Source organism: Psychrobacter sp. JCM 18903 (genome assembly GCF_000586475.1).
Lineage (GTDB): Bacteria > Pseudomonadota > Gammaproteobacteria > Pseudomonadales > Moraxellaceae > Psychrobacter.
Genome location: NZ_BAWJ01000007.1, coordinates 88,040 through 100,521 on the forward strand (window position 1 = coordinate 88,040; position 12,482 = coordinate 100,521).

A 12,482-nucleotide genomic window follows, 5' to 3' on the forward strand; every position below is an offset into this window, starting at 1 on the left:
TCGCCTAACGGACTGTCCCATCAATGGATAGTCGTTAAGGCTGCGACGCGGCTGAACTGTGATAATGAGTCACTTGCTGAACATCTGCTGTGTTCGAGTGCATACCCTTTGCTAACGAATCTTGGGTAACAGTCGATTTGCTGTCCGTTAACGGCTGCTGGGTAACGACCATTTCGGCAGAACGTGCTAATAAGTCATGCGCTCTATCGTTGGCGTGATACATCACACGGCGATTGATACGCACTGCAAGATTATAAAACACCACGGCTGGAATCGCCACGGCGATCCCTAAACCTGTCATGATAAGTGCCTCACCGACTGGCCCTGCTACTTGTCCCAAGCCTGCTTGCCCACTCATGCCAATATTATGTAGCGCATGAAAAATTCCCCATACCGTCCCAAACAAACCGATAAATGGCGCAATTGCTGCCGTCGTCCCAAGAATAGGTAAGCCACGCTCACTGGCAAAACGGTAACGACCAATATGCTTGAGCAAGATCTGCTCAGTAACCAAACGGCGAGTAGTGGCATCTGCTGCTATCATCTCAGCCTGTTTTACTTGAATCTGTTGATTCAAATCATCTGCAACATTGGCGGCCAATTTGCGGCTTTGTAGCACACGAATGATGCCTGTCACCCAAGAAAGAATAGATAAAGCAAGCAACAAAAAGAACAAAGTTTTTGTCACCATGTCGCTGATTTGCCAGTATTGCATAAAGTCCATGTCAGACTCCTTTGTATTTTATTACCATTGTTCGATTATTTGCGATTGCGCCGATGCTTGGTACTAATAACCATGTATTTATGGCACATTATAAGTAACAGGTAATGTCACATTACCGACGACGGGTACGCCATTTTTAGTAAAAGGTCTGAATTTTCCAGAGCTTACTTGACGCTGCGCCTCTTTATCTACTATTGAATTGCCTGAAGATTGAGCAACGCGGGCGCTATCAATACCGCCCTGCTTATTCACTCTTAATATCAATACCACTTTGAATGTATCACCCGAAGATGCTCTACGAGCGGCTCGAGTAGGAAAGCTAAAGTTTGGCGCTGATGCCCAGTCTGCAGCACTAGCAGTAAAGCTCACAGGTTGATTACTTGCAGCGGCTGCTGCTTTTTGCGCGGCATCTTTAGCCGCTTTGTCTTCTGCTGCTTTTCTGGCATTCGCTTCGGCTTGAGCCTCTCGGGCAGCCTTGGCATCGGCTATTATCTTAGCATCTTGCACTGCTCTATCATGGGCTTCTTGAGCGGCCTTTTGTGATTCTGCTGCTAGCATTTTACGTCGTTCTTCAGCTTCACGTTGACTATCAGCCATTGAGGTATCCACCTTCGATTCTACTATTGGCTTTTTCGACACCTCTTTTTTAATAATATCAGGCTTCTTTTTTTCTACTTTTACGACAGGTGCTATATCAGCCTTTTTGGCTTTTACCACCGGTTTTTCTGGTGTATTTTGCTTAGCCTTCACTACTGGAGCTACTTTAGGTTTTGACGGTGCTTGTTTTTTAGATTCAGGTTTTGACTCTGTTTTAGGCGCTGCTTTTTTGGGCGTTACTTCCTGAACTTTTTCTACTTCAGGGACGGCCGTTTTGACAGGTAACGTCACCATCTCTATCTCGATAGGTGGTGTGTCTTTTTTTGGTTCAACTTTTATATCAGGCGTCTTGATCGCCACCAATGCAACAGCCGTCAGCACGTGCAAGCCCACCACTATAATAATAGCTGCGAGTATCAATTTAAGTGGTGGCGCGTCTAAATCCGTTGAACTCATAACACCCTAATATTCATTAACCGAGGTAGAATGGCGTAGATAATAATGCAAACGATAATTATTATCAATAATAAATTTATAATAATTTTGCTTAGCAGGCAAATGATCGGCTAATCATTTAGCGTTATTAATAAGCAAAATTTGCTTAGTCATTCGACCACCCTTTCTCAAATATCGCTATGCATGCTTATTGTGCCAAGCAGTCAAACCCCATGTAATAAAGTGACGTAATAAAAACCATTATCATTTGTATTGATAATGAGTCTCAATTAATTTATCATAGCCCCTAATCGACTGCGAATCTTTAAGATTACAAAATCTCAAGATATTAAGGCATGTTGAACATCTCAATAGCTAAGCGTAAAAACAACCTATGAAAAATCATAACGTCAAAAGTAATACCGTCAAGCATTGTATGGTGTGAAGCATCACATCGATAAAGTTCTTTTTACTTTTATATGACCGATTATTTGATACATCCTTTGTCCAACCAGCTGATATACCGAGTTATTTATGTCTATTATTTTATTGCCTAACCGCTCTACTCCTTTTTTCAAACGCCCTTTACTGACTGCTATGATGACCGCACTGGTTGCTACGATCAGCTTGACAGGTTGTAGCTCACCTGAATCTAACGACTCTGAGCCTGCTGACGCTAAAACTGAAAATCAAACAGCAGATCATGCCTCGAATGTCGCTAATAACGATGCGGTCTCTGTTGAAAAAATCACGGTCGACACGGTAAAAGGCAATGTCGACTTGGCAATGAATCCATCGCCGTTGGTGGTCTATGATATGACATTGATGCAGGATTTGGCCGCGCTTGATGTTGCTGTCGATGGCATGCCAAGCGGTCTAAAATTAAACAATTTACAGTCTAAGACACAGCCTGAACCAAAAACTGTCGGCACCGTATTTGAGCCAGATCTTGAGGCGTTGAACGCGATGCAGCCGCAAGCTATCTTGGTCGGCTCGCGCATGGCAGAAAAATATGATGCGCTGTCTAGTATTGCGCCAACGCTCGACATGACGATTGATACCGCAAATATCTATGAATCGAGCAAGCAGCGTTTGCATGATTTGGGTGCATTGTTCGGTAAGAGCGCTCAGGCAGCGAAACTGCAAGGCAATATCGACGGGCTCATTGATGAGACTAAAACATTAACCAAAGATAAAGGTAAAGGCTTAGTGGTCATGGTCAATGGCAATAAGCTATCTGCCTACGGCGACAAATCCCGCTACGGTTTTATCCATACCGTACTTGATATTCCAATGGCAGATGACCAAATCGCCGATGCGCGCCACGGCCAGCCAATCTCGTTTGAATACATACAAAAAACCAATCCAGACTGGTTATTCGTCGTCGATCGCAGTGCCGCCATTGGTGAAGATGGTGCTGGTGCCAAAGCCGTATTGGACAATCCACTGGTCGCGCAAACCAACGCATGGAGTAACAATCAAGTGGTCTATCTTAGCCCAGACTCATATCTTGCCTTTGGCGGTTATTATCAATGGATGCAGGATTTGACGACCATTAAAGAGGCTTTTGCTAACGCTAAATAAATAATGCGTTAAATAAGCAATATGCTACACAAGCAACATGTTAAATAAGCGTCATTCGTTTTTAGGCAACTGTCATCACTGTCAGTTGCCAACCCTCACTTTAAGCCAGTAGCTGATATGCCATTATTTTCCTCTCGTGCGCAGACCAGCGTTAAAGCCCGCCCTACTTTACCAGCCGCATCAACGAGTTGGCAAAAAAGCGCAAGCCGTGGTCTAAGCTCTAAAAATCGCCGTGCTTCTATACCACCGTGGGTCATCAACACGGGCAGCCTCATTATTATGGGGCTTTTGGTGTTATTAAGCTTATCAATTGGTGTGGCTGATTTTTCGTGGTCAGGTATATTTCACAGCCTTATCAACCATAGCGCCAACTCCGACAGCTCACTGCTACTGGTCAGTCGCCTACCGCGTACCATCGCTATTATCTTGACCGGTGTTTCCATGGCAGTTGCTGGGATGATTATTCAAGTGGTGCTCAAAAACCGCTTCGTTGAGCCATCGATGGTCGGTGCCACTCAAAGCGCCGCACTGGGATTATTGGTGGTTAGCTACTATTTCCAGCCAGTGCGCTCATTGTCAAAATGGGTGTAGCTACCATCGCCGCGGTATTTGGCATGATGCTGTTTATGCTACTGATTCATCGTATTCCGCCGACGGATTTTTTGATGATCCCACTGATTGGTATCGTCTTCGGCGGCATTATCGAGGCAGTGACGACCTTTATTGCTTATCAAACTGAAACCTTACAGATGCTCAGCGTTTGGCAGTTTGGTGATTTCTCTGGCGTCTTAGCAGGTCGTTACGAGCTGTTATGGCTGACAGGCGGATTGTGCGTGCTGGCGTATATCATTGCTGACAAGCTGACCATCGTCGGTTTGGGTGACAATATCGCGCTGAATTTAGGCATCAGCAAACGACAAGTGACGTGGGTTGGCGTTGGTATGGTGGCGATGATGAGTGCAGTTGTCGTTGTAACTGTTGGCATGATTCCTTTTATTGGTTTGGTCGTGCCTAATATCGTCAGCCGATTGATGGGAGATAAATTGCGCCGTAGCTTACCAGCGGTGGCATTATTGGGCGCTTCGGCAGTGCTATTGTGCGATATTATTGGACGCTCGATACGCTATCCATTTGAAGTGCCTGTTGCGACGGTTTTTGGGGTGGTCGGTACAGTACTGTTTTTATGGCTATTATTACGTGCGCCTGCTGAACAATAAAATAACTCGCTATAAAGTTTTTATTCATAACGACTGATCAAACCTCTTTGCCTCTTCTCTCTCTTTTATCGTTGTTTTGTCTGATTAGATAAGCCTAGCACTATAGGATTTACGCATGTTTTCACCGTCTAAGCCTAGCGCCGCAGCCAATAACACTATAGATGACAGTGCTTCAGTAAATAACGACAAAACTACTTTTGGACAAAGTTGTCTTGCGCGACTCTGGACATTTATAGTCAATCACCCAAAATCCATTGCCGCTATCATATTGCTGATCTCAACCATCCTATTTTTGACAGTCAATGTCAACGGCCATTGGGACTTTGCGCTACCGCTGCGAGGTAAAAAGTTACTGGCGTTAATGGTGGTCGGGTATGCGATTGGCGTATCGACCTTATTGTTTCAAACCTTGACGCACAACCCTATTCTGACGCCATCACTGTTGGGTTTTGACTCGCTATATGTTTTATTACAAAGCCTGTTGGTTTTCTTTTTGGGCGCAATAAGTTTTACCAGTATCAATCCTCTTGCCAAATTCACCCTTGAAATTGTTTTAATGTTTGGCGCGTCATTATTATTATTTAAGCTGCTGTTTTCAAAAAGCCGTCAAGATTTGACACGACTAATATTGGTGGGCGTTATCTTTGGGGTCTTGTTTCGCAGCTTATCAGCTGATTGCCAGATTGATCAATCCTGATGATTTCGTCGTCGTGCAATCTGCCAGTTACGCGCAATTTAATACGGTCAATCCGCAGCTGCTCGGTATCAGCATTGTTATCTGTGCCATTAGCGCACTGTTTATCTGGCGCTGGCGTTATCAATGTGACGTATTGATGCTTGGCAAATCACAAGCCATTAACCTCGGTATTAACTATCAACGCTTGGCATTTGGGCTATTAACGGTCATTGCGGTATTGGTCGCCACGGCAACCTCATTGGTCGGTCCAGTGACTTTCTTTGGGCTGTTGGTTTGTGCGCTAACCAATCGTATCGCTCGGCATATGTATCACAGCGAGCGTCTGATATTGGTCAGTTTGGTGGCGATGATTTGCTTGGTACTCGGTCAGACGATATTTGAGCAACTATTGGGCATGGCAGGGTACTATCGGTCGTCATTGAATTGGCGGGTGGCTTGGTATTCTTAATATTGATTTTTATGACTCAGCGTCGTTAATACCACGCTTATCTAATAATCACTGACCTAGTCGCCAATCATCTAAAAACCATTGATATAGTAATGAAAAATTAGATCTCTTTTGAAAATAAGAACCACTATGATTAAACTCAATAACATCTCGCACCATATTGGCAAACAGCAAATTCTTCATAACATTACGTTGTCGTTACCAAGCGCACAGGTGATTGCCCTGATTGGTCCCAATGGCGCAGGTAAATCTACCTTGTTTTCAGTCATGGCGCGCTTGCAACCGCTACAGTCGGGACAGGTCAGTTTCGCTGTAGATAATGAGGAACGTGATATTGTTAGCTGTCATGCGCGAACTTTGTCTAAAACTGTGGCGATGCTTGGACAAGACAACCAAGTGCAAGGGCGACTGCGCGTGCATGAGCTGCTGATGTTTGGGCGTATCCTTACCATCAAGGACAGCCAACCGCAGATGATCAGCAAAAAGTAAACGAGATTATCGAACGTTTTGAGCTTGCGCCATTAGCCGAGCGTTTTTTATCGACACTATCGGGTGGTCAGCGTCAGCGGGTGTTAATTGCGATGATTGTTTGTCAAGATACACCGTATTTATTGCTCGATGAGCCACTGAATAATTTGGATATGTATCATGCTGGGCGCTTGATGCGTGAGCTGCGTGAGTTAAGCCATACTCAGCAAAAAACCGTGGTCATCGTGCTGCACGATATCAATCAAGCCGCGCAATTTGCCGATACCGTGGTCACCATGAAAGAGGGTCAGGTGATGGCTGTTGGTCAACCTGCAGAGGTCATCACCCAAGCAACTATGAAGGATCTGTATAACGTCGATGTTACCGTGCTCAGTCATCAAGGTCGCCCAGTGATTGTCGATGCGGTTTAAGTACAGTGTGTTCTATAGCCCATTTTTTATAGCTGATTGTTAATGCCTGGTTTCGCGTAATCGCTTCAAAGAGTTGTCTTTAACCGTCAATTTTTGCCTTTGCTTTAACCGACTTTGACGCCCTTTGACCCACAGATAAACACCTGTGCCAGACAATACCGCCACGGCTAACCCCGTCAATGCTAAAAATATTTGATACAACAAATGACCTACGCCATGGCTGATATGACCATGTGTAGCGTTGCCATCCATTGATCAGCTTGATTACCAAATGAGCTTTGATACCCAAAATTAACACGCTCGACATTGCCTGTTGCGGCGTCAACCGTGATAGATGACGCACCGCCTTTTTTACCGATATCTTTATTGGTTTTAAAGCGCATTTGCCATTGATTGTCCTCTTCTACCCAACGCACTCCCAATAGCTGCTGGACGCTGACGCCATTTTTTTGCGTGGCGATCTCTGCCTGCCTGCTTAAATAAGCAATACTATTAGCCTTATCTACCCTATTACCGCTATTGGTCTTAGTGCTATTATTAATAATAGTCGCCTCATCACTACTAGATTCAGTGTTTATCGCAGGCTTATTTTGTTTCTTTCCTTTGCCTTCATCTCTACCTTCAAGTCCTACCAGCGCTTGCATTACAGGCTGATATACCGATTTTAAATTGAAACCAACACTCGACCACGCAATGACAAACAACATGAGCCAGAGCCATAAGCCAAACGCATGATGCAAGTCATAATTGAGCTTAAAAGTATTGGTCTTACGGCGGATTTTCCAAGCAGGTAGCCAGCGTTTAAAAAACGAAGCACGGGGTTTGCCAGATGATTTTCTCAATGCGGATTGTTGAGATTTATTGGCGCTAACTGCTCTTGGAAAGGTTAAATAGAATCCGATGAAACAATTAATCGTCCAGATTAAAGACACGATACCCAGTATTAATTTGCCGATATCACCTAGCAATAAATCTCGGTGCAACCAAAATACCTTGTACATCGTATTGCGCCATGCCCATTCCTCTTTATCACGCGTACCGATGATTTCATTGGTATAGGGATCGACATATACCTCTTGAAATGGGGCTTTAGGAGCATTATCTGCTGCCTGACCTCGCGTTCTATCTACCGAAAAAACCGCTGATTTGTTAGGCTCTACTGACGTTGGCATACTAGAAAATTTATACTGTGGATAGCGCTGATAACAGCATCATGCAGTGAGGCGCTCGGTAGTGGCGGCTTGTGTTGCGCCTCAATATTTGCCAGCTTGTGATTGAACACATCATCGAGCTCATCATGAAATGCCAATAGCGTGCCCGTGATACCAGCAATGATCAAAAAAGCTGCCATTGCAAGCCCAGTATAACGATGAATCCATAAACAGCTCTGACGCAACGTAAGGGGAAATGAAGTCATTAGTATTGGTTTTTTATTCATCGTTTCTTTATTCATCGTTTCTTTATTCATCGTTTCTTTATTCATTGGTTATTTTGATTGGTATTTAAAAAAAAGTTGTAATTGCTATCACATGCTTCGCCATTTACTGACCATAAAAAAGCCAGCTATCCTATACAGACAGCTGGCCCTTTCATCTATCATCAAGTGACAATAAGATTAGAACTGATACGTCAATGACGCTTTGATATTACGACCTTTCTCAAAGTCAGTAGCAACATCATCAATCGGATTTAGACGAGATGAGTGGCTCGCATAAGCTTCATCGAAAAGATTGTAAACGCCAAGCGTGGCTTTTAATCCATCAACTTGTTTTGGCGAATAGTTCATAAAAATATCATGAACATTATAGCTTGGTTTTTCAATCTCATTTTCAGACGTATTCGGCATCACTGAAGCGACATACGTACTGCGCCAGCCGATATCTGTGGTCTCTGTTGGGGCATAAGCCAGATTGACCATATATTTATCGCCTGATTCTGAGCTGCTGCCGGTCACTGATGGAATGCTGTAGCCCGTTTTTTCACCTTCGCTGCGTGCGCGTGAATAGCTCAAACCCATACTAAAGTTATTCATTTTATAATCAGCGGCGAGCTCAACCCCTTTAATTTTATAATCTTCATCTTTATTGATGACACCTTGACATTCACCACCTGATTGCCCAGTGACACAGTCTAAGCCAGCGCGAGTTCCGCCGGAACGAACAAATTCGATGTAGTTTTCGATATCGGTTTCAAAGTACTTACCGCTTAGTTGTAGTGCATCACCAGCTACCGTTAGATCGCGTAACGTTGTAACGATACCTACTTCAGCGTTAGACCCTTCTTCTGCTTTTAAGTCATTATTAACGTAAGTTTTGTCACCATTTGAATTAAAAATGGTTTGGCTTAAGTCAGGACCATTAAATAACTGCGTGTAGCTTGCAAATACTTGCGTCAATGGTGCAATCTCATAGCTTGCGGCAAGTGCACCAACGACATTATCATAGGTTTTGCCACCAGAGATAAACTCAGGAGATTTGTAGCGGTCATAACGCACACCAGGTGTTAAAGTGAGCTTACCATTTTTCCATTGGTCTTCTAGATATACTGATGTATTGGTTGCCTCGTCTGACCCTGCTTTGACGAAGTCGCGCTCCATCTCCGATTCTTTTTTGTAGTGCTCAATCCCAGAGATAAGCTTGTGTGTGCCAACATTCGTAGCAATGTCACTGGTGTTTTGGATTTTTGCGCCTGTGGTTTGAACTTCAGCGTTAAAATCAAAACCTGGATCATTGATATAATCAGAATCACGCAAAATGCGAGTTTTGGTTTGATACACGTTGGTATCTACATCAATCAGGGGGTTGCTAGGATTAAAGCTATAATCAATACCATAAGTATCGCGCTTCACCTGTTGCGGAATTGGAGGCTCAGAGCGGCTAGGGAAGTCTGGACGGAATGGGAAAATACCTTTCTTTTCAGTTTGGCTGAAATTTGCGCCAATATGATGGTCATCGGCAATATAAGCACCCGCCTTTAATAAGATGCTTTCAGTTTTACTGTCTTCAAACAGCTCACGACCGTTACCATCTTCGCCAGAATCGCTATCACGCTTGCCATAATAAGCCAGTAAGTCAACATTGTCCGTTGGTGCGGCATATACAGTCGTTGACGTTAGTAGCTCGTCATTATTACTGGCATAGCCTGCGTGAACTTTAGCCCCTATTCTTTGACCCGGTTGCAGCAAATCCACTGCATCAACGGTTTTAAAGGCCACCGCCCCGCCAATGGCATCATTTCCTAGCGTCACTGAGTTATTACCGACTGAGACATCTGCTTGCTTAAGCAAGTCAGGGTCAATAGTAATGTCACCCATATGATAAAAAAGTTTGCCTTCTTGACGCGCCCCATCGATAGTGACTTTTAGGTTGCTGTCTTCAAGACCACGAATACGAATACGCTGATTGACCGCTGAGGTACCACCTACCGTAACCCCAGGAACGACATTCAAAAAATCGCTTAAATGGCTGGCTTGCTGCGCTGGCGTATAGTCTTCTATGTAAACAGAATCGGTTTGCACTTTATCACGTACTGAGCTATTGGCTGTCACCGTAATGGTCTGCAACGTGGTGCTTGGCATGTCTTCTGCAGGTGCTGCACTGACTGCTTGTGACCATAATACCGCTGCCACGCCCATGGACAATACCGTCATTTGACTAGATAGTTTTGATAACTTTACTTCACGCATAACACACTCACCTTATTGACTATCACAAATTAGAATTTTTAAGAGCTATTTACTGTTGAGCACAGCTTGTGGCAGTTGCACTGATTATTATTGAAAACCATTTTTTAGACGATTGGAGTCTTGACAAAGCCAAAGTCTTTCATACGAATAACAATGTTAATGATAATTATTAGCATTTTAATAGTGAGAGGCATAATAACGAAGTACTAACAATTTGGCAATAATTAATGCGAGAAATTTAATATTAAAAAATAGCGCTAAATCTGGCTGACTTATTCTGTTTTGTTGCTTACTGTTTTTAGACGAGTAGAAATAGCCAGCAAACCAAATCTGCTGCGCTATGTTCGTCTAATAGACTGTTATTATTTAAGAAATAAAGCCATCAACATGAAAAAAAACGTTGCAATAGCCAACCCTTTCACTATACCCTTAGATAGTTGACCAATTAGTCAGGTTTAAACCTACGACTATTAGTCATATTGATAAATAATAGCTAGCTGCTGATATTTATTAGCACAAGGATAAGTGCGACTCTTTGTGAGACAACTAAGCAATATGAAGATAACCGGTGTGTCGATATCCATCTCTAAATTCATCACACTGCTTAGCTCTCTCCACAGAGCTTGGACTAAAAGTCACTTTAGGAGGAAGCCAAGATGAGCGAACACATTCAAGGGAATCCCGATTTACTATACGGATTGCATGACCGCCCTACCCCTACAAAAGCCTTTTTGGGCGCAGTACAACACGTACTTGCCAGCTTTGTCGGTATCATCACCCCCTCATTAATCATAGGCGGCGTCTTGGGTTTGGGGGAACATATCCCTTATCTCATCAGCATGTCATTGATGGTATCAGGGGTCGCTACCTTTATTCAGACGCATAAAGTTGGACCGGTAGGTTCAGGTCTTATGGCGTTACAAGGAACCAGTTTTGGCTTCTTGGCCGCGGTATTGGCGGCAGGTTTTGTGGTAAAAAACAAAGGCGGGAGTCCGGAGGAGATTCTCTCTGTTATCTTTGGCGTCTCCTTTCTTGGTGCCTTCGTTGAGATTTTCTTAAGTCAATTTATTACCAGACTCAAATCTCTGATGAGCTATCGTGACGGGTTGTGTGATTGTGACTATCGGTCTGTCATTAACCAAGGTTGGTCTGACGGATTTGGCAGGCGGCGTGGGCGCTGAAGATTTCGGGAGTATACAGAATCTGTTGCTCGGTGGCGGAGTCTTAGTCAGTGTGGTATTGATTAGTATTGTTAATAATAAAGTCATTCGCTCCAGTGCTATCTTTATAGGGTTGATGCTTGGTCTGATCGCAGCCATTCTTATGGGACGTATTGATTTCTCTTTGGTCTCTGATGCCCCTATCTTTACGCTACCTGTGCCATTCAAGTTTGGCTTTGGGTTTGATTGGCAGGCTTTTATTCCTATCGCCTTTATGTATGTCATTACCAGTATTGAAACCTCTGGTGATTTGACGGCGACTTCGATGATATCGGGCGAACCCATCAAAGGACCTTTGTACGAGAAACGTATTAAAGGTGGCGTATTAGGTGATGGTGTCAACTCATTAATTGCGGCGGTGTTTAACACATTCCCTGTGACGACTTTTAGCCAAAACAACGGCGTGATTCAGATGACTGGTATTGCCAGTCGCTATGTGGGCTTCTATGTTGGGGCTATCTTGTTCACTATGGGGCTATTCCCTATTTTGGGTGCTATCTTTACCCAATTGCCAAAACCAGTCGTTGGCGGTGTGACGTTATTGATGTTTGCAACGGTAGCGACCGCTGGTATTCGCATCCTATCAACGGTCAACTTTACCCATCGCAATATCTTAATCATTGCCACTTCGCTAGGTCTGTCCATGGGCGTGGCTTTTGTTCCTGATGTATTTGCACAGGCGCCGCAGCTTTTCCGTAATATCTTTGGTTCGGCGGTTACTATGTCAGGTATTGTGGCCATTACTCTCGATATGATTTTACCCAAAAACTACGGTGTCGAATTTGATACGGTAGAACAACATCTGGATGACGGTCTAAAGCCTCTTAGACAAAAGGCTTCTTAAACGTACGTTAGGATAGTCAAATTCTTTACCAATCAGCATTGCTGTTCTTGGTTCTGGTTCTGGTTCTGGTTCTGGTTCTGGTTCTGGTTCTGAAAATTGACTCTTTTAGCGCGCCTTAATACGAAAACATTC

The 12,482-nt window shown here is 43.8% G+C and carries 10 protein-coding genes and 3 pseudogenes; 8 read left to right on the forward strand and 5 right to left on the reverse strand.

What is annotated here, in order from left to right; genetic code table 11:
* Window positions 1–34: 34 nt before the first annotated feature.
* Window positions 35–724, reverse strand: coding sequence for a MotA/TolQ/ExbB proton channel family protein (locus tag TT12_RS06565; protein ID WP_045453206.1), 690 nt, complete (start codon window positions 722–724; stop codon window positions 35–37).
* Between the two features lie 78 nt (window positions 725–802).
* Window positions 803–1,777 carry an energy transducer TonB gene (locus TT12_RS06570; RefSeq protein WP_045453209.1) on the reverse strand — a complete coding sequence of 325 codons (975 nt, stop codon included), beginning with the start codon at window positions 1,775–1,777 and terminating at the stop codon, window positions 803–805.
* Window positions 1,778–2,290: 513 nt separating this feature from the next.
* Between TT12_RS06570 and TT12_RS06575 the strand changes: the two genes are divergently transcribed.
* From TT12_RS06575 to TT12_RS16890, 6 genes and pseudogenes are all read left to right on the forward strand, one after another.
* On the forward strand, window positions 2,291–3,340 hold the full coding sequence (locus tag TT12_RS06575) for a siderophore ABC transporter substrate-binding protein (RefSeq protein ID WP_201605082.1): 1,050 nt from the start codon (window positions 2,291–2,293) through the stop codon (window positions 3,338–3,340).
* A 279-nt stretch (window positions 3,341–3,619) separates the two neighbouring features.
* A pseudogene (locus TT12_RS06580) lies at window positions 3,620–4,557 on the forward strand (ABC transporter permease).
* A 361-nt stretch (window positions 4,558–4,918) separates the two neighbouring features.
* Window positions 4,919–5,702 (forward strand): annotated as a pseudogene (locus TT12_RS06585) (iron chelate uptake ABC transporter family permease subunit).
* Between the two features lie 129 nt (window positions 5,703–5,831).
* Window positions 5,832–6,191: an ATP-binding cassette domain-containing protein gene (locus TT12_RS16880; RefSeq protein WP_243443446.1), complete on the forward strand. Its 360-nt coding sequence runs from the start codon at window positions 5,832–5,834 to the stop codon at window positions 6,189–6,191.
* A gap of 8 nt (window positions 6,192–6,199) precedes the next feature.
* Window positions 6,200–6,274, forward strand: a pseudogene (locus tag TT12_RS16885) (hypothetical protein); the annotation flags it as partial.
* Window positions 6,275–6,283: 9 nt separating this feature from the next.
* Window positions 6,284–6,601, forward strand: coding sequence for an ATP-binding cassette domain-containing protein (locus TT12_RS16890; protein ID WP_243443447.1), 318 nt, complete (start codon window positions 6,284–6,286; stop codon window positions 6,599–6,601).
* 209 nt (window positions 6,602–6,810) lie between these two features.
* Here TT12_RS16890 and TT12_RS06595 read toward each other — a convergent pair whose 3' ends face one another.
* From TT12_RS06595 to TT12_RS06600, 3 genes are all read right to left on the reverse strand, one after another.
* Window positions 6,811–7,773, reverse strand: a complete 963-nt coding sequence (locus tag TT12_RS06595; protein WP_279378824.1) for a PepSY-associated TM helix domain-containing protein — start codon at window positions 7,771–7,773, stop codon at window positions 6,811–6,813.
* Complete coding sequence (locus TT12_RS18310; RefSeq protein WP_279378825.1) at window positions 7,758–8,069, reverse strand: PepSY domain-containing protein; 312 nt, start codon at window positions 8,067–8,069, stop codon at window positions 7,758–7,760. The genes TT12_RS06595 and TT12_RS18310 overlap by 16 nt, the downstream gene beginning before the upstream one ends.
* Before the next feature lie 147 nt (window positions 8,070–8,216).
* Window positions 8,217–10,286 carry a TonB-dependent receptor domain-containing protein gene (locus tag TT12_RS06600; RefSeq protein WP_045453212.1) on the reverse strand — a complete coding sequence of 690 codons (2,070 nt, stop codon included), beginning with the start codon at window positions 10,284–10,286 and terminating at the stop codon, window positions 8,217–8,219.
* A gap of 656 nt (window positions 10,287–10,942) precedes the next feature.
* Between TT12_RS06600 and TT12_RS18315 the strand changes: the two genes are divergently transcribed.
* Both TT12_RS18315 and TT12_RS06605 read left to right on the forward strand, forming a co-directional pair.
* Window positions 10,943–11,467: a solute carrier family 23 protein gene (locus TT12_RS18315; RefSeq protein ID WP_279378826.1), complete on the forward strand. Its 525-nt coding sequence runs from the start codon at window positions 10,943–10,945 to the stop codon at window positions 11,465–11,467.
* The gene (locus TT12_RS06605) at window positions 11,385–12,350 is read left to right on the forward strand and encodes a solute carrier family 23 protein (protein WP_279378827.1); all 966 of its coding nucleotides are present in this window, start codon (window positions 11,385–11,387) and stop codon (window positions 12,348–12,350) included. The genes TT12_RS18315 and TT12_RS06605 overlap by 83 nt, the downstream gene beginning before the upstream one ends.
* The last annotated feature ends 132 nt before the right edge of the window (window positions 12,351–12,482 follow it).